The organism is Streptomyces sp. Tu 3180, assembly GCF_009852415.1.
GTDB lineage: Bacteria > Actinomycetota > Actinomycetes > Streptomycetales > Streptomycetaceae > Streptomyces.
Map to the genome: position 1 here is coordinate 486,693 of NZ_WOXS01000002.1, position 17,263 is coordinate 503,955.

The window sequence follows — 17,263 nt, forward strand, 5'->3', positions numbered from 1 at the left end:
GCGCCATGAGCGCGAGTCCAGAGGATGGGAGCACGTCCGAGGCGCGGTCGCGGCTGCTCGACACGGCGACCCGGATCTTCTACGCCGAGGGGATCCACTCCGTCGGCGTGGACCGGATCATTGTGGAGGCCCAGGTCACCCGCGCCACCCTGTACCGGCACTTCAAGGGGAAGGAGGAGCTGATCCTCGCCTACCTCCGACGCGCCGACCAGGGCATCCGGGGCAGGTCACGGCCGCCCGGGCGAAAGGGCTGCCGGCCGACGACACGGTCCGGGCCGTCAGCCGCTCCATCGCCGAGGGCATCCGGTCCCCGGGGTTCCGCGGGTGCGCCTTCCTGAACGCGGCGGCCGAGTACCCCGACCCGGAACACCCGGTCCACCAGGCCGTGCTGGCCCATCGGCAGTGGTTCCTGGAGACCGCCACACAGTTGCTGGCGCAGGCCGGCTGCACGCCCGCCGACGCGGCGGGCCGTCACTTCGTCATGCTCCGGGACGGCGCCATGGCGGCCGGCTGCCTCTTCGACCCCGCACTGATCTCCGAGACCTTCCTGCACGGCGTCGAGGGCATCCTGCACGCGCGCACGGTCCCTGCCTGAAACGGGACCCCCGTGCCGCTCGAGAAGTCGTCGCCGGTCGAGCGGCGGAGCGGCACTCGCCGATCACGCCGCCGGGGGCCGGTCCGCGGCGGGCGTCGAGGCCGTGCGCGGAGGCGTCGGACCGTTCCTCGGCATCAGGCGGTGGTCGCCGTCGGCCCGGTGGGCGTCCACGCCGCTGCGGACGTGCCGGGTTCCCCGAGGATCCGGTCCCTGTGCCGGGCCCGGCGCGGCTCGCCCCGCTCGAGTTCCGTGTCGGCCCCGAGCGGGGCGGTCACCGAAGGTGAGGTGATCCGCCGTCAGCCCAGGCCGAGGACGCTCATGGTGTGCTCGGCCATGCGCCGCTCCCCGAGGGCGTTGGGATGGACGGGGACGAGGCTGCCGCCGAAGAGGAGCGGCTCGATCCAGCGGGTGCCGCCGGGCTTGCACGCGTCGTGGCCCTCGGAGACCCGGGAGAAGTCCACGTAGGTGGCGCCGCTCTCCTCGCTGGCGCGCTGGACGGCCGCGTTGAGGTGGGCCTGTATGCCACGTACGTAGGGCACGTCACCGGCGGCGACCGGCAGCTTCACGAAGCAGGACGGGTCGGCCTCGGCCGGTGTGATCCACGGGTAGCCCAGGACCGCCACCCGGGCGTCGGGCGCCTTGGCGCGCACGGCCTGCAGGGCGGCCTTCAGCGCGGGGTAGGTGTTCGCGTCGATCTGGTCGGTGAAGGACGTGCCGTGCTTGTCCTTGCAGGGACTTCCCTTGCCGCCGCTGAGGACACCCGCGGTGCCGCAGGCCGTCAGGGCGTTGATGAAGGTGCCGTTGTCGTTGCCGCCGATCGTCAGCGTCACCAGGTCGGTGTCCGCGTCGAGCGCGTTCACCTGGGGTGCGACCCCGGGGTACTGCGCCTCGGTGAAGTCCTTCGTCCGGGCGGCGCCGCAGGTCACGTCCTTCAGGCGGGCGCCCGTCCGGGCGGCGATCACGTGGGGGTAGTTCGCGGTGGAGCGCAGGCACAGCAGGTTGGTGGGGTCCACGGGCAGCACGCCCGAGCCGGCGCTGTAGCTGTCGCCGAGGGCGACGTAGTCCAGCGGTGCGGAGGCGTGGGCGGTGCCGCCCGTGAGGCTGAGGGCGAGCGCACCGACGAGTGCGAATGACGTGGCCATGACATTCCGCAGGGCGTGCTTCGGCATGTGATCCCTCTTCTCGGGGGGCGCGGAGCGGTGGGCGCGGCAGCCGACGGGGCGCGCCACCGGCGGGAACGGAGCGGTTCGACCAGGGAAGAGCGTGGGGCTGCACAATTACCGAACGGTTCTACTGACAGGTAATGTGCAGCTCCCCCGACGGGGAGTCAACATTGTTGACCGCACTTCTTGAAATGCTCACGAAAAGCCCCCGACCCGATCCCGCAACCGCGCGAACCCGCAGTCGCGAAGCGTCGGGCCCCTATCCTGTCCCGCATGCTGCAGACCGGCTCCAGTACCACGACCCGCGAGGCCATCCGCTCGGCCGCTGCCCGGCTGTTCCGGGACCAGGGTTTCTCCAGGACCACCGTCCGCCGGATCGCGGCGGCGGCCGACACGGACCCTGCGCTGGTGATCCGTCATTTCAAGAGCAAAGAACTCCTGTTCCTGGAGACGATGCACCTGACGATCGACGACGAGCCGCTGCTCGACGTGCCGCTGGAGCAGTTGGGCGATCGGCTCGCCGAACTCCTCGTCGAACTCGACGGTTCCGCGCGGGGCGTCTTCCTGGCCCTGGTGCACGGCGGCAACGAACCGCAGATCCACGAACGTCTGCGCGGCACGCACGAGAACCTCTTCGTCGCACCCCTGCGCCGCCGTCTGTCCGGCCCCGACGCCGACGTCCGTGCGCGCATGGCGGCCGCCTTGGCCGGGGGACTGCTGTACGCACTGTGGGTGGTCGAGGACGAGGGACTGCTGCGGACGGACCGCACGGAACTGGTGTCACGGTACGGCGCGCTGCTTCAAGGGGTGCTGACCCCCCGGGACCACTGACGTCCTCGTGGCGTCGCCGGGGCGGGGCCGGCCGCGGCGGGGCGTCCACCGACGAGGGGTGTCGCGGCAGGCGGATCTCGCGGCGGCCGTGCCGGAGGAGCGCGTCGGGCGGCCGGGGCCGGTGAGGGCGGTGTCGGCTCCGGCCGCTGCGCCGCAGCGGTGACCGGAGGTCTTCAAGGGGCCGGACTCCTCGCCTCCCGCCCGGATTCGGCCGCAAGGCGGCCCCGGGACGACCGGTCAGGCACGGCTCCGTCGCGGGCGCCCTCCTCCCCCTGGAGGGCGGCGCCCCCTCCGGGCGTCAGAACGGCAGCCGCCCCCGCGCCCGTCGGCCCGCGGAGCCGCTGCGGCCGACCGCGCGGGAACTGGAGCGGAAGGGCTTGCTGAAGAGGCGCCCGAGCGGGCCCGGGGCCTTGGACCCGGCCCGGGAACCGAGGCCGAGCGTGCGCTGCGCTCCGTTCTGCGGGTGCCGGGAGAGACGCGGGACGAGGAAGGCGAGGGCGGCGATGACCACGCAAACGGCGATGATGCCGACAACCATCATGAGGGCCTCCGGAGTCGGGGGTGCGGACGCCGGACCGGTCGGTCCGTGTGGGACCGCGTGCCCCGTTCCCGCGTGAACACGCTTCCGGACCGGGGCGGCCCGCCACCGTGACGTCCGCGCCGGCGTCGCGCCCCCCGGCGCGGTCCCGGTGCCGTCGTGCGCGTGCGGCCTCAGCGCCGTTCGTACCCCCGGAGGAACGCGCGCACCCCGGATGCGATCAGTTCGTCCCGCTTCCCGTCCGGCAGGGGCAGGCCCCCCTGGTAGGTGCGGTCGCTGATCTCGCCGACGGTCAGCTGCAGGAAGTGGCTCGCGGCACGCTCCGGGTCCGGGGCGTCGAGCAGCCCGTCCTCGGCCAGTTCACGGAAGCGGGCCGCCACCCCCTTGAGGGCACGGTCGGGACCCGCGGCGCGCCAGGCGTCCAGGAACTCCTGCGGGATGTGGCCGACCTCGGCCCGCAGCTGCCGCACGACGGCGAAGTGGTCGTGGTACCGGTACATCGGCGCCATCCAGGCGTGCGCGAAGCCGACGAGGTCGGCCTCCAGGTCCGTGACCTTGTGGAGCCGCCGGTCGACGGCGTCGAGATGGGACCGTACGACCTCCTCCGAACCCTCCACGACGACGACGCGGAAGAGCTGCGCCTTCCCCTCCGGGAAGTGGTTGTAGATCGTGCGGGTGGAGACCCCGGCCTCCTTGGCGATGGAGTCCATGCCGGCGCGGGTGTAGCCGTCGCGCCCGAAGACGCGGCGTGCCCCCCGCACGATCGCCTGCCGTTTCTCCGCCAGCCCTTGCCTCACGCGTCCTGCCCCTTCCTGTCGTCGGCCACGGTATCCGGACCGGAGAGATTACAACGATCGTTGCAATTGTTGCCATGGTCGTTGTACTTTCTCGGTATGGCCAACTCCTCAGCCTCTCCTCCCCGTTCGGACGCCCCCCTGACGACCGGGGCCCCCTCGAGCGCTCTCCCGGCGAACACCCCTTTGCGCGCCGCCGTTGCGGCCGGACCGACCCGCGAGGGCCGCTCCGCCCCTGCCGTCGCCGACCGGTTCCTGCGGTCCGCCGCCCAGCGCGACGATCCCGAACGCGGCCGACTCCGGCCGGTCCCGGCCGAACCGCACGCCGTCACGGCGCGGGACACGGTGGGCTTCCGCAACGCGCGGGAGGACCGCGCCGGGGACGGCGCGCCGCTGCGGCCCGGGACGCTCCAAGGGGCGGGCGAGGCGATGCCGACGCCGCGGACCGGGCGCGCCCGCGCCGCGTACGGAGAGCGATGAGCACCGCTCTCCCGGCACGGGCCGGGAAGAGCGGGGGGCCGCCCCCGCCGGCCGTCCCCCGGCACGTCCTCGCCCTCGCGGGCGTGGTGGTGCTGGGCTCGTTCATGACGGTGCTCGACCTGACCATCGTCAATGTCGCCCTGGACCACCTGTCGCGTGCCTTCGACGCGCCCCTGTCCGTCATCCAGTGGACGGTGACCGGCTACTCGCTGGCGCTGGCGACCGTCATCCCGGTCACCGCGTGGGCGGTGGGCCGGTACGGCGCCAAGCGGGTCTTCCTCACCGCCGTCGCGCTCTTCACGCTCGGCTCGGGCCTCACCGGCCTGGCCTGGAACGCGGGTTCACTGATCGTGTTCCGCGTGGTGCAGGGACTCGGCGGCGGCATGATCGTGCCCGTCGCGATGACGGTCGTCCTGCGCGCCGCCCCGCCGCAGCGCAAGGGCACGATGATGGGCATCCTCGGCATCCCCGTCCTCGTCGGACCGATGGCGGGCCCGGTCCTCGGCGGCGTCTTCACCGACGCGCTGTCCTGGCGCTGGATCTTCTTCGTCAACGTTCCGGTCGGCGCTCTCGCCCTGCTGCTGGGGGCCCGGGTCATGCGCGACGACGACGAGCGGACCGGCCGCCCGCTGGACCTGGCCGGACTGCTGACGCTCTCCCCCGGCCTGGCCGCTCTGCTGTACGGGCTGACGCTGGGCGGCGAGCGCGGCGGCTTCGGCACCGCGGGAGTCGTCGTCCCGGTCGTCACCGGTGCGGCGCTGGTGGCCGCCTTCGCCGTGCGGGCGCTGCGGGCGGACCACCCCCTGCTCGACCTGCGGCTGTTGCGCAGGGCGTCGGTCGGCCGTGCGGTGGCGACCATGATGCCGTTCTCGGCCGCGTACTTCGGTTCGATGATGCTCGTACCGCTGTACTGGCAGCAGCAGCGCGGCCTGTCCGCCACACAGGCCGGCCTGCTGATGGTCCCCCAGTTCCTGTGCAGCGGCACGGTGATGCAGATATCCAGCCGGATCTCGGACCGCGTGGCACCGCGCGCGATCGTCGTGCCCGGCGTCCTGGTCGCCGTCGCGGGCTTCCTCGCCTTCGCCGTCCAGGCCGGCTCCGACACCCCGTACTGGCGCCTGGTCGCCTCCCTCGCCGTCATGGGCACCGGGGTCGGCATGACGAACATGCCCGTCATGGCGTCCGCCACGCGCGGCCTCGCGGACACCGAGGTCGCCGCCGGCAGCACGGCGCTGAACATCGTCTCCCAGATGGCCGCGTCCGTCGGCACGGCCCTGATGGCCTCGCTGCTGACGGCGACGGACGGATTCCGTACGACGCTGCTGTGCGGGGCGGGCCTGATGGCGCTGGCGCTGCCGATGGCGGCGCGCCTGCCGAAGCACCGGCCGTGAACACGGACGCCGCGCCTTCGACCGCGTCCCCTCGGTCCTCCCGGCCTCCCCCACCTCAGCCGGCCGGGGGGTGGGGCGGGAGTTCGCCGCGGAGGAGCGCGGTGCCCAGCGGGGTGAGGGTGTGGATGACCTGGGCGCCGACGCGTTGGCTGTGGGCGAGGCTGACCTCTCTCAGGGCGGCGATGTGTTCGCTCGCCGAAGGGGCGGAGATGTTCAGGCGCCGGGTGAGTTCTCCGGTGGTCGCAGTGCTCTCCAGGGCCGCCAGCACGCGGGCGCGGGTCCGGCCGAGCAGGGCGGCCAGGGCCTCGGGGCGGCGGTCACGGGTGACCGCCGGCGCCCAGGCCGGCGGGTGGGCGACGGGGTAGGCGAGGACCTGCGGCAGGGCGGGGTCGGCCAGGGCGATCGGCGTGTTCCAGCAGAAGTGGGAGGGGATCAGTCGCACGCCGCGTCCGCCGAGGTGGAGGTCCCGGTCCTCCGGGTAGCGCACGTGCAGCACCGGCGGCCGCCAGTCCATCAGGGGGCGGAAGGAGTTCAGCAGTCCGTGGACACCGTGATCGCGCAGGACGCGTGTCCGCAGGGCCCGGTCGGCCTCGGTGGTCCTGGCCGTCCCGGTCCAGTCGGGCGCGATGATCGTGCGGTGCACCAGCCGGAACGCCGTCGCCACCTCCTCCATCCGGTGCCGTTCCCCCCGGGCCAGACCGTGTGCCCAGCGCGGCAGCGGATGGGTGTCCGCCAGGCGGTACATCTCCTGGCGCAGCTGCGGCCGGGGGGTGGCGCGCAGTGCCTCCAGCGCGACCTCGAGGCCGTCCGCCGAGGCGCCGGGGGTCAGGAAGTCGGGCCAGTAGCCCGCCGAAGCGGGGGCCAGGGCGGAGAGCATCCGGACCGGGCCCGCCAGGTGTTCCTCGGCCAGCCGGGCGCGGGCGTCGCGCCGCCAGGGGGCGAAGACCGGCAGGCCGCGCCGTGGCGCGGTCAGTTGGTGCAGGCCCAGCAGGGTCTCCCAGACCGGATCGGGCTCCCGGGCCAGATGGACGCGGGCCAGGTCCCCGTCCGTGAAATGAATGCGCAGCACCTTTTCTCCCCGTGTGGTCGCTGTCGGGACACGCTTTCCGGTGGGTGTGTTCCGGGTGTGGCGCAGGCCGCCCGTCGCCGTGCGGAACGGCTCGGACAGCGGCTTCGCCGGCCGGGTGGGGGGCCGTGGCGGTCGACCGCCGGTGCGGACCCGCGGGAGCGGGCGCGGTGGGCCGTGCGGTCCGGAGGCGGTGGCCCGTCCCCGGCCGTCACTTTGACGGGACGTCGTCTGCGGTCCCGGCCGCCCGGGGGCACCCGGCGGTGAGGAGCCGGGTGTGTATGCGGGTGCCGGGCGGCGTCCGTACGGGCCCTGCCGCCGGGCCGCACCCGGCGCCGCCCACGCGGCCCGGCGGCCGGGCGGTCACCGACGAGGGCACCGGCGGAAGCACCGGTGCGACGGTGGCGGAGAGGCCGCCGGCCGGAGGGAGGGCGGCGGGCAGCACACGGCTCACGCCGGAGAACGGGCGTGTCTTCATTCCCTCTTCCCCCTCGACCCACAGGTGCGGCCACCCTGCCCGTGCCGGTGGTCAGGCCGGTCGGCGAAGCGGCTCCTCCAGGGTCGTACGAAGACATCGCCTTTGTCAGGGAGGCAAGTGATGAGAAAATGCGTGTGATCGATGCAGTGGCCGCTATGGCCGCAGGTGGAGGACGTCTGCTGTGCCTGATTTCGCGGGATCAGCGGAGCCGAGCATCCATCAGCTGCGGTTGTTCCTGGTGCTGGGCGAAGAGCTGCACTTCGGCAGGACGGCGGCGCGGCTGCACATGACCCAGTCCGCGCTGAGCCGTCAGATACGCGATCTGGAGAGACGGGTGGGCGTCCTGCTGTTCTCGCGGGACAGCCGCACGGTGTCCCTCACGGATGCGGGCCGCGCCCTGGCGGTGGAGGCGCGTGCCACGGTGGAGGCGATGGACCGGCTGCGCGTCCGCGCCGACCAGTGGGCCCGTACCCTCGCCGGGCACGTGGTGATCGGGACGGTCGGCGCGGAGGCGGCGATGCCCTACACCCGCGCGGTCCTCGAGCACCTCCGCGCCCGCCACCCCCGCATCACCGTCGAGATCCGCAGTCTCAACTTCTCCGAACACCTGGCGCAGTTGCTCTCCGGCGACATCGATCTCGCTTTCCTGCGGCCGCCGGTGCCGGAGACCATCGAGCTCCTGGAACTGGCCACCGAACCCCGCGTCGCCTGTCTGGCGGCCACCGACCCCCTGGCGGACCGGACCGAGGTCCGGCTCGCCGACCTCGCCGACCGCGTCTTCCTGGACGTCCCCCCGGAGGTACCCCGGCTGTGGTGGGATTTCTGGGCGGTGGACCCGCGCCCGGACGGCACGCGCGTGCGCTACGGCCCCGTCGTCTCCGACATGGAGGGGCTGCTGCTCGCGGTGGCCCGGGGCGAGGGAATGTGCTTCCTGCCCGCGGCGGCCCGGGAGCTGTTTCCCCGTCCGGGGGTGCGCTACCTCGACGTGGTGGATCTGTCCCCGTCGGTGTCGGCCCTCGGCTGGCCGGCCCAGCACCGCAACCGCCCGGGCGTACGAGCCGTGCGGGAGGCCGCGGCCGCCGCCATGGCCGCCCCCGGCTGGGGAGACGCCCCGTCCCGCTGAGCGTGCCGACCGCGGCGTCGGGGCCGTCACCAGGGGATTTCGGTCCAGACCGAAAGGCAGCGCGGTTTTCCGCGCGGATCGGCAAGCTGCGGTACAGGACCGAACCGGAGCGAAGGACGTGTCCGACATGAACACGGGCTGCCGAAAGAGACTCGCCGCCGTGACCGCAGCGGCCGCCGCCGTCACGATGATGCCGGGGTCGCGGCACCGGCGAGCGCCGCGACACACCGGTGCCGGAAGCCCGGCGGCGACCGGATGAACTGCACCACGGTCACCGGCATCGGTCCGGGCTCCTGGCTCCGGGTGCGCACGGGCCCCGGCCACGGGTACGGCCCCCTCCACGGGCCCTGCAGCAGGCTGTACAACGGGAACGAGGCCGGTCCCAGCTGCTGGACGACGGGCGACGGAGCGTACGACGACCCCGGCTACCGCCACTGGACGCAGGCGGGGGCCGGCGACAGCTTCTGGGGTTGCGTCAACGACCGGTACCCCGACACGGGGCACCCCGACGCCTGGAAGCAGCGGATCCGCCCGTGCCCCCTCTGAGCCGAGGCGGACGCGGGGACACGAAGCCGGCGCCGCACGGACGGGAAAGGGCTGCCCGGCACGCCCGTCGGGCGCCGAAGGGCACCGGCTGCCGTCGCGCGACGGCAGCCGGTGACGAGTACACCGACGTGTCCCGCGGAACGGCGTGCGTCACGCCCCCAAACGCCTTGTCATCCCATCACTCGAAGGTTGACGACGATATGCGTTGCACTGTCCCCACCAGGGCGACCGGAGGTCGCAGACACCGGAGCCTTCTCGCCGCGATCGCGGTGTTCTTCTCCCTGGCCCTCGCCGCCACCTCGTTCTCCCCGCCCGCGGCGGCCGCACCGGCACGGCCCGGGAACACCTCGTCCGTCGAGGAACCGAGCGCCCAGGTGCCCGCCGGTGTCACGGCCGGAGTCGCCGTCTTCGACCGGCAGACCGGCACCTTCACCGAGCAGGTGAACGCGAGCGCGCAATTCCGTTCGGCCTCGATCGTCAAGCTGCTGATGGCCCTGGACTTCCTGTGGAACCGAGGTCCTGACTACACCGTCCCGGCCGCCGACCGCGCCCGGCTGGAACCGATGCTCCGCAGCAGCGACGACGCCGCGGCCAATCACTACTGGTCGAACTACGGTTATTCGGCGATCATCGACCGCATGGTCGGCCGGCTCGGCCTGAGCGACACGGTGCCGCCCGTCGACGAGAACTTCTGGGGCTACACCGCCATGTCGGCCCGCGACACGGTGAAGGTCTACCGCTACGTCCTGGAAAAGGCACCCGCGCCCGTCCGGGACTTCATCATGGGCAACCTCCGTCAGTCGACACGCTGCGCGTCGGACGGATTCGACCAGCACTTCGGTATCGCAGGCGCCTTCGACCGTCCGTGGGCCGTGAAGCAGGGCTGGGCGGGCTCCTCGTACCCGGCGGGCACATGCGGCCCCGTCAGCACGGCCCCGGCCCGGGCGGACACGGCGGCAGAAGGCCCCGGCCCCGGCACCACCACCACCGCGGCCGTGGACCTGACCCGTCCGGCCCTGCACTCCACCGGCACCGTCGGCGCCGGTGACCGCTCCATCGTGGCCGTCTTCACGCTGCACCCGAACGGCACTTCCTACGGGAAGGCTTTCACCGACCTGGGCCGGCTGACCCGCTCGCTGAACGTGCCCGGTGGCGTCGCTCCGTCCGGAAAGTGGTACGGGACCTGGAGTTCGCTCGTCAATGTCCGGAGCGAACCGGTCCTCGGGAACAACGTGATGACCCGACTGCCCGCCGGGGTCGAGGTGCTGGTGGGCTGCCAGAAGAAGGGCCAGACCGTCTCCGTGCCGCCGTACACCAACGAGTGGTGGGCGTACCTGCCCCAGTACGGCGGCTACGTCTCCAACATCTACATCAGCCATCCGGACAATCAGCTGCCGGACGTCCCGCTGTGCCCGAGCCGGCAGTGACGCACCGGTCCCCGGGCCGGGGGCACGGTCCCCGGCCCGGGTGGTCCCGCCGCACGAGCACGCCCCGCATCCGGCTTCCGCCGGGCACGGGCCCGGCGGAACTTCACGGCGACCGGGAAACCCGGTTCCGCGTCGACAGGGTCGCGACGAACCCGGTCCCGCCCTACGCCCGGGACCTCATGAGCATTTCCGGCGTGGCCACCGCGACCGAAGCGGCCACCGAGTCAGGGGGACACCGCCATGTGGCGCATGCGCACACTCACCGCCGCGAGTACCGCACTGGCCGTCGCGGCGCTCGCCGTGACGGGATGCGCGGACAGCGAGGAGCCGCGGAACCGGCCCGTCCCCGCCACGGCGGAGCGGCCCAGGCCGCTGACGGACGCGGAGACGCTGCGGATAGCGGACGCCCAGCAGCGGCTGATCGGCCGCTGCATGGCCGGCAAGGGCTTCGAGTACTGGGAAGCGGAACGGCTGAGTCTGCGCGAGAGCCGCACACTCGGCTACGTGGCGGACGATGTCGGCTGGGCTCGCGCGTACGGTTACGGCAGCCGGATCCACGCCAAGGAGGACGAGGCCCGCAGGAACAACCGCAACGCCGCCTACCGTGCCGCCCTGCCCCCCGAGCGGCGGACGGCTTACGACCGGGCTCTCGACGAAGGGCCGGGCGCCCCCGAGATGTCCGTCCGGTTGCCCTCCGGCGGCGTCGTCCGCAAGCGGGTGGGCGGCTGCGTCGCCGACTCGGAGAAGCGGCTGTACGGGGACCCCGAGGCATGGTTCCGTGCGGACAAGGTCGCCGGGAGCGCCGGCCGCCTCCTCGTACCGAAGGTCATGGCCGACAAGGAGTTCACGGCCGCGCTGGCGGCCTGGTCGAGGTGCCTGAAGCGTGCCGGCCACACCTACGCGAACCCGGGAGACGCCCGCGACGCGGCGCTGCTGCACAGGCTCGGGGCCGCCCCGGGCGAGGCCTTCGAGGCCGAGCGTGCGCTCGCGGTGGCGGACGCCGCCTGTGCCCGCTCGGTGAAGCTCCGGTCGATCGGCCAGGAGCGTGAGAAGCACTACGTGAACCAGCTCGACGGTGTCCACCGCGAAGCTCTCGACACCCGGGCGCGCCTGCAGCACCGGGCGCTGGAACGCGCCATGAAGATCGTCGGGCCACGGACCTGACCGTCCGGCCGCGGGGCCGAGCGGCCGCGGGTCCGACCGCCCGGCCGCGGGTCCGGCCTCCCGCACACCTCCGCGGGTCCCACACCCGCGGACCGGCCATGCCCCCCTGGGGGCTTCCACGAAGGAGTACACATGCGCAAGCTGGGCACCCTCGTCGCGTCCTTGGGCCTGCTGGCCCTCGGCGCGGCCTTCCCCTCCGCGGCCCAGGCGGCTCCGCAGCAGGGGTACTACTGCGACCAGACCTGGAACAGCATCGGCCGCGACGGTTACCTGCGGGCCTGGAGCGGGTTCGACTGCACGGGCACTCTGCTGGGCGCGGCCTACGACAACGACCTCAACTGGGGTGACCAGGGAGGTGCCTTCCGGAACCAGGACTGGAAGGAGGTCAAGTCCGTGATGAACAACGGCTATGTGGGCGGCAGGGACGTCGTCGCCTTCTACCAGATCCACAACAGCGGTGCCAGCTACGTCTGCCTCTCCCCCTACGAGCTGTACGCGGACGACATCACCGACAACTACTACACGAGCGGTGCCCGGATAGAGGGCGTCGCGTTCCACCGGTGGGTGACCGCCTCCGAGTGCGCGGGCAACAGCTGGCTGACCTGACCCGCATGGTCCGACGCGCGTCGCCGAGCCGTCCTCCGGCTCGGCGACGCCGCGTCCCGCCGAGCGGGCGGTCCGGCCCGGATGCCGCCCGCACGCTGCCGCCCGGCGACCGTGACGGCCGCCGGGTCCGGCGGGACTCCGGCGCCGGGGCCGCCGTCGGCACGGGGCCGGGGAGAGCTTCCTCCTGGACGGCGGGTGGGCCGGCCGCGGGTCGCCGGCGCCCGGGGTCGTCCGGGTCGGCTCAGCGGGCCGGGGCGGCTTCCCCCGGCGTTGCCGTGCGGGGGGCGACGGCGGGGGCCGCGGGGCCGTCGAAGCGGCTGCGGACGTGGGTGAGGTCGGCGAGCAGGGTGGCGGAGGTGAGGCGGGTGCCGCTGCGGGGACGTACCAGGTGGGCGATGGGCAGGTTGCCGGTGGCGGCCCAGCACAGCCGTCCGGCCGGGTCGATGTAGCTGCGGGTCAGGCCCCGGTTGTCGGGGTGGAGGCAGTACGGGACGTCGAGGTAGCCGCGGCGGAAGGCGTGGAGCAGGGCCTGGGAGAGGTCGGGGTGCAGGTCGAGGACGGCGTGGACGAGGGCGGCGGCCTCCTGGTAGGTGGGGCTGTCGGCGGGCCGGGACGGCTGGGCCGGGGCCCGTCGTCCGGCGGTGCGCGCGACGGCGGCGGCCAGTTCCAGGGCGTCGACGTTCTCCTGGATGGTGGGGATGCGCCGCGATTCGGCGACCGTCTTGACAATGAGCCGTTCCGCCCCCGTCCGTACGGCGAGTTCGGCGGAGCTCGCCAGCAGCCGCCGGGCGCCCTGCTCGGTCTCGGGGAAGACGCCCATGTAGGTGTAGAGGACCACGTGCCAGTCGTCGGTCGGCAGGAGCTCCGCGCACAGGCGGCGCAGCGCCGCGACGGCCTCGGCGTCCTGTTCCGGGGAGCTCTGCTGGGCGTAGCTGACCGACAGGCTGCGCACGCCGTGCCGGAGGAAGAAGAGCGCCTCCAGGACGCTGATGGCCACCAGCAGGCTCGGCGGGCACAGCTGACCGAGCATGCAGCCGCCGAAGGTCTCCAGGTGGGGTTCGCGGCCGGTCTCCCGCAGTGAGGCGAACAGTTCGCAGGCGGTGGCCCACTGGGTGACGGACTCGGCCAGGGGGGTCCTGCCGTAGGGCAGGCAGTAGGAGACGGGGCCTCCTTCGCTGGCGTCCAGGCCGAGGGCGGCCAGGGCCCGGAAGATGCCGACCGGGCGGGCGGAGCCGTGCCGGACCTGGACGGGGAAGCGGGGGCCCCGGATGCCGTGCAGGACCTGCTCGGTGGTGGCCGGGGGGTGGGTGACGACGGGGTAGCCGTTGAGGGGGGTGCCGGCGCGCAGGGCGGCCGCGGCGGCGTCGAGGTGGCCGACGCGGGTGTGGGCGTCCAGGGTGATGGTGCCGACGGTTCGGGCGGCGGCGGCCCGGGTGGCGGCCAGACCGGCGCGCATGGCGGCCGGGTCGCTGAAACCCATCCGGGGCTGGACCACCAGACGGCCGTTGCCGCCGTGGGCACGGACGAAGTCGCCGAAGCCGCGCGGGGCCGGACCGGCCGGGGCGGGTCCGGCGGCGGGACCCGGTCGGCGGTCCGGCGCGCCGCCCGGCGCGGGCGGCGTCACGCGGGGACGCCCATCTGCTCGTCGGCGCGGCGCGCCTGCCCGGCGCCGGCGCGCCGCGGGCGGGCGCCCAGGGCACGGTCCGGTCCGGTGCCCAGGTCGTCCAGGAAGCGGCGGAAGGCGGCCAGGGTGTCGGTGCCGTCCTCGAAGACGGCGTCGAATCCGGCGGCCAGGAGCCGCTCGGCGTGGGAGGTGGCACCGCCGTCCACGCCGAGTTTGCCGCCGATGGCGACGGGCAGGGCGGCGGTCAGCTCGTCGTCGCGCAGCGCGCGGATGACGCGCAGCCCGTCCTGGGCGCCGTGGCCGTTGACGCTGCTGATGATCACGGCGGCCGGGCGGATCTCCCGGCAGTGGCGCACCAGCAGCTCGTCGGGGACGCACGGGCCGAGGTTGACGACGTGGTAGCCGAGTTCCTCCAGCAGCAACTGCAGGAACACCAGGTTCCAGGTGTGGGAGTCGGAGGCCACGGTGGTGACGACGACCGTGGCCCGGGCGCGGCCGGGGGCGGTGCCGGCCGGCCGGGACAGGTCAGCCATGCGTGTGCTCCGCGCCGTGAGGGACCCTGGTGCGTTCGATGCGGGTGACGGAGACGGTGTCCTCGCCGTCGGTGACGACCTCCACCGGGCTGGGCCGGCCGAGGAACATCAGCAGGCTGGCGGTGGGGCCGTAGGCGCCGGTGTTGGGCACGGCGAGGAGGTCGCCGGGCGCCAGGCCGGCGGGGACGGCGACGTTGCGGCCCAGCACGTCGCCCGGGGTGCACAGCGGGCCGGCCAGGGTGACCTGCCTGCTGTCCCCGTCCTCCGGGACCTCGACGGAGACGGGCAGGATGCGGCCGAGGCCGGACATCCCGCCGAACACGTTGATGCCCGCGTCCAGCACGGCGAAGGTGTGGCCGCGCCCGGTCTTGAGGTTGCTCACCGCGGTGACGAGGTGGCCGCTGTCGCCGACGAGGTAGCGGCCGGACTCCACGGCGACCCGCGGCAGGCCCTGCCGCCACCCGGGGAAGAACAGGTCCAGGGCGGCGGCGAGTTCGCCGCGCAGCTTGGGGTAGGCGGCACGGTCGCCGGTGCGGCCGTAGGGCGCGGAGAAGCCCCCGCCGATGTCCAGGACGCGCAGCCGCACCCCCAGCTCGTCCTGGAGGCGGGCGGCGGTCTCCAGGGTGTGCCGGAACTCCGCCAGCAGGCTCTCCTCGTCGCGGGCGTTGCTCTGCGAGAACAGGTGCAGTCCCTCGACCGAGGTGCCGGGCACGGAGGTCAGCGCGGCGGCGGCCTCGGGGACGGTCTCGCTGTCGATGCCGAACTGGGTGGGCTTGCCGGTCATGCGCACCCCGCTGGCGGCGCTCGCCGTCGCGCTGTTGACGCGCAGCAGGCAGAGGGCGGTGGTGCCGTGGGCGCGGGCGGCGCGGCCGATGTGCTCCAGGTCGGTGAGGGACTCCGCGGAGAACAGGCCGACGCCGTGGCGGACGGCCTCGTCGAGTTCGCCCGGCGTCTTGCCGGGGCCGGTGTAGAGGATGTCCGCGCCCGGGTAGCCGGCCTCCAGGGCGGCGGCCAGTTCGCCGGTGGAGCTGATCTCCGCCTTGCAGGCGGGCCCGTCGCCGGTGCGCAGGGCACGGACCAGGTCGGGGTGGGGGTTGGCCTTGAAGGCGTAGTAGACCTCCACGCCCTCCGGCAGGAAGCCGAACAGGTCGCGGCGGGCGGCGCGCACCCGGGCCAGGTCGTAGACGTACAGCGGGGTGCCGTACCGCTCGGCGAGGTCGCGGTGGTGGGGGCTGACGGTCACGGGCGCTCTCCGTCGATCAGGGCGGCCAGTTCCCGCCGGGCGTTCTTGCCGTGCAGGGTGAGCGGGAACTCGGCCAGGACGCGGCACCGGGCGGGCATCTTCGCGGTCTCCAGGCGTTCCATCAGCTCCCGTACGACCGTGCGCTCGTCGAGGTCGCTCTCCACGAACAGGGTCAGGTCGTGGCGGTCGTCCGGGGGGAGCGCGGCGGCGGCCCGCACGCCGGGGATGTCCAGGGCCGCGGTCTCGATCTCCACGGTGCTCATGCGGAAGCCCTTGCGCTTGAACATGTCGTCGCGGCGGCCCTGGAAGTAGAGGTAGCCGTCCTCGTCGAGGTGTCCGTAGTCGCCGGTGTGCAGCCGGGTGACGGCCGGGTCGCCGGGATCGGGGCGGAAACTGCGGGCGGTGGCCTCGGGGTTGCGCCAGTAGCCGCGCATCACGTGGGGGCCGACGGCGACGATCTCGCCGGTGGTGCCCGGCGGCAGGGTCTCGCCGTCCGGCCCGCAGACCAGCACGCGGGTGCCGGGCAGGGCGCGTCCGACGCTGTGCGGGCGTTCGTGCTCCTCCTCGGGCGGCATGACGGTGATCCGTTTGGCCTCCGTCTGCCCGTACTGGCGCACCACGCGGGCGCCGGGGAACAGGGCGCGCAGGGCGTCGGCGGTGGCGGCGGGCAGGGCGGCGCCGGTGTTGGTGAACATGCGCACGGGCGGCCGCTGGTCGGGGTGACGCCGGGCCAGCGAGACGATCATCGAGGCGTAGGAGGGGACGAGCGGCACCACGGTCGTACCCGTCTCGTGCATGCGGCGCAGCACGGTGAAGTCCGAGTCGCCGTCGGCGAGGACGATCTCGCAGCGGGCGACGCAGGTCATCAGGACCTTGTACAGGCCGTAGTCCCAGGACATCGGGAAGCGGCAGAAGACGACGTCGTCGGACCGGTAGCCCAGGGTCCGGACCAGCGCGGTGGAGGCGAACACCACGGCGGCGTGCGGGCAGGCCACGGCCTTGGGCGCGGCGGTGCTGCCGGAGGTGTAGACGAGGGCCGCCAGGTCGTCGCCGGACACGTCCGGCGACGCGGCCGCGTCCGGGCCGGGTTCCCGCGCGGCCGCCTCGGCGAGGACCTCGGCGACGTCGTGGACGGGGGCGCCGGTGAGGGGGCGCAGGCGGTGGACGCCCTCGGTGTCGGTCAGGACGAGGGCGGGGTCGGCGTCGGCGACGACGGACCGCAGGTGGAACGGCTTCATGGCCGGGTGCACCGGCACGAAGACGGCCCCGCGCCGCACCGTGGCGTAGAAGAGGGCCGCCAGCGGCCGGCCGGTGGGCAGCTGGAGCAGGACGCGGTCGCCGCGGCCCACGCCACGGGCCGCCAGCCAGGCGGTCAGCCGTGCGGTCCGGTCGGCCAGCTGGGCGTAGGTCCAGGCGCCGGTCGCGTCCCGTACGGCCGGGCGGTGCGGGGTCTCGGCCACGGCCTCGTCCAGAAGGCCGTGCACCGTCCGGCCGCCGGCCGCGGGGGGCGCGGTGTTTCGTTCGATCAGGTCCTGTGGGGTTGCCAATGCTCCGCTCTCCGTTCTCCGGCCCGGGTTCTCCGGCCCGGCGGGCCTGTGGGCGGGGGCGGGGACGGACGCGGCCGGGCCCGAGCGCTCCGGCCGGGCCGGCGCGGCGCGCGG

At 73.9% G+C, this 17,263-nt stretch carries 16 protein-coding genes and 1 pseudogene; 9 read left to right on the forward strand and 8 right to left on the reverse strand.

Annotated elements, in window-relative coordinates; all coding sequences use genetic code 11:
• Nucleotides 1-5 precede the first annotated feature (5 nt).
• Nucleotides 6-595 (forward strand): annotated as a pseudogene (locus GL259_RS03540) (TetR/AcrR family transcriptional regulator).
• A 296-nt stretch (nucleotides 596-891) separates the two neighbouring features.
• Here the strand turns inward: GL259_RS03540 and GL259_RS03545 are convergent.
• Nucleotides 892-1,764 carry an SGNH/GDSL hydrolase family protein gene (locus tag GL259_RS03545; protein WP_159529083.1) on the reverse strand — a complete coding sequence of 291 codons (873 nt, stop codon included), beginning with the start codon at nucleotides 1,762-1,764 and terminating at the stop codon, nucleotides 892-894.
• 267 nt (nucleotides 1,765-2,031) lie between these two features.
• On the opposite strand from GL259_RS03545, the gene GL259_RS03550 reads away from it, so the two are divergent.
• Nucleotides 2,032-2,589, forward strand: a complete 558-nt coding sequence (locus GL259_RS03550) for a TetR family transcriptional regulator (protein ID WP_159529085.1) — start codon at nucleotides 2,032-2,034, stop codon at nucleotides 2,587-2,589.
• A gap of 298 nt (nucleotides 2,590-2,887) precedes the next feature.
• Here GL259_RS03550 and GL259_RS03555 read toward each other — a convergent pair whose 3' ends face one another.
• Nucleotides 2,888-3,130, reverse strand: a complete 243-nt coding sequence (locus tag GL259_RS03555) for a DUF6411 family protein (RefSeq protein WP_159529087.1) — start codon at nucleotides 3,128-3,130, stop codon at nucleotides 2,888-2,890.
• 170 nt (nucleotides 3,131-3,300) lie between these two features.
• Nucleotides 3,301-3,924 carry a TetR/AcrR family transcriptional regulator gene (locus tag GL259_RS03560; RefSeq protein ID WP_243762235.1) on the reverse strand — a complete coding sequence of 208 codons (624 nt, stop codon included), beginning with the start codon at nucleotides 3,922-3,924 and terminating at the stop codon, nucleotides 3,301-3,303.
• A 96-nt stretch (nucleotides 3,925-4,020) separates the two neighbouring features.
• Between GL259_RS03560 and GL259_RS03565 the strand changes: the two genes are divergently transcribed.
• Nucleotides 4,021-4,401, forward strand: a complete 381-nt coding sequence (locus tag GL259_RS03565) for a hypothetical protein (protein ID WP_159529089.1) — start codon at nucleotides 4,021-4,023, stop codon at nucleotides 4,399-4,401.
• Nucleotides 4,398-5,792 carry a DHA2 family efflux MFS transporter permease subunit gene (locus GL259_RS03570; RefSeq protein ID WP_159529092.1) on the forward strand — a complete coding sequence of 465 codons (1,395 nt, stop codon included), beginning with the start codon at nucleotides 4,398-4,400 and terminating at the stop codon, nucleotides 5,790-5,792. Before GL259_RS03565 ends, GL259_RS03570 begins: the two co-directional genes overlap by 4 nt.
• Nucleotides 5,793-5,847: 55 nt before the next feature.
• Here GL259_RS03570 and GL259_RS03575 read toward each other — a convergent pair whose 3' ends face one another.
• Nucleotides 5,848-6,861 (reverse strand): winged helix-turn-helix domain-containing protein, encoded by a 1,014-nt coding sequence (locus GL259_RS03575; RefSeq protein WP_159529095.1) that lies wholly within the window; start codon nucleotides 6,859-6,861, stop codon nucleotides 5,848-5,850.
• A 656-nt stretch (nucleotides 6,862-7,517) separates the two neighbouring features.
• On the opposite strand from GL259_RS03575, the gene GL259_RS03580 reads away from it, so the two are divergent.
• From GL259_RS03580 to GL259_RS03600, 5 genes are all read left to right on the forward strand, one after another.
• Entirely contained in the window at nucleotides 7,518-8,459 is a 942-nt protein-coding gene (locus tag GL259_RS03580) for a LysR family transcriptional regulator (protein ID WP_243762236.1), read from the forward strand.
• 255 nt (nucleotides 8,460-8,714) lie between these two features.
• On the forward strand, nucleotides 8,715-9,005 hold the full coding sequence (locus tag GL259_RS03585) for a hypothetical protein (protein WP_159529097.1): 291 nt from the start codon (nucleotides 8,715-8,717) through the stop codon (nucleotides 9,003-9,005).
• Nucleotides 9,006-9,205: 200 nt separating this feature from the next.
• Nucleotides 9,206-10,432, forward strand: a complete 1,227-nt coding sequence (locus GL259_RS03590) for a hypothetical protein (protein ID WP_159529099.1) — start codon at nucleotides 9,206-9,208, stop codon at nucleotides 10,430-10,432.
• A gap of 249 nt (nucleotides 10,433-10,681) precedes the next feature.
• Nucleotides 10,682-11,596: a hypothetical protein gene (locus tag GL259_RS03595; protein ID WP_159529101.1), complete on the forward strand. Its 915-nt coding sequence runs from the start codon at nucleotides 10,682-10,684 to the stop codon at nucleotides 11,594-11,596.
• Nucleotides 11,597-11,728: 132 nt separating this feature from the next.
• Entirely contained in the window at nucleotides 11,729-12,202 is a 474-nt protein-coding gene (locus tag GL259_RS03600; protein ID WP_159529103.1) for a hypothetical protein, read from the forward strand.
• Between the two features lie 241 nt (nucleotides 12,203-12,443).
• Here GL259_RS03600 and GL259_RS03605 read toward each other — a convergent pair whose 3' ends face one another.
• From GL259_RS03605 to GL259_RS03620, 4 genes are read right to left on the reverse strand one after another with little or no spacing between them, the layout of a single operon-like run.
• Nucleotides 12,444-13,826, reverse strand: a complete 1,383-nt coding sequence (locus GL259_RS03605; RefSeq protein WP_159529105.1) for a methylaspartate mutase — start codon at nucleotides 13,824-13,826, stop codon at nucleotides 12,444-12,446.
• Entirely contained in the window at nucleotides 13,823-14,359 is a 537-nt protein-coding gene (locus GL259_RS03610) for a cobalamin-dependent protein (RefSeq protein WP_159529107.1), read from the reverse strand. The genes GL259_RS03605 and GL259_RS03610 overlap by 4 nt, the downstream gene beginning before the upstream one ends.
• Nucleotides 14,352-15,602, reverse strand: a complete 1,251-nt coding sequence (locus GL259_RS03615) for an alanine racemase (RefSeq protein ID WP_159529109.1) — start codon at nucleotides 15,600-15,602, stop codon at nucleotides 14,352-14,354. The genes GL259_RS03610 and GL259_RS03615 overlap by 8 nt, the downstream gene beginning before the upstream one ends.
• Nucleotides 15,599-17,086, reverse strand: a complete 1,488-nt coding sequence (locus tag GL259_RS03620; protein ID WP_243762535.1) for an AMP-binding protein — start codon at nucleotides 17,084-17,086, stop codon at nucleotides 15,599-15,601. Before GL259_RS03620 ends, GL259_RS03615 begins: the two co-directional genes overlap by 4 nt.
• Nucleotides 17,087-17,263: the final 177 nt, after the last annotated feature.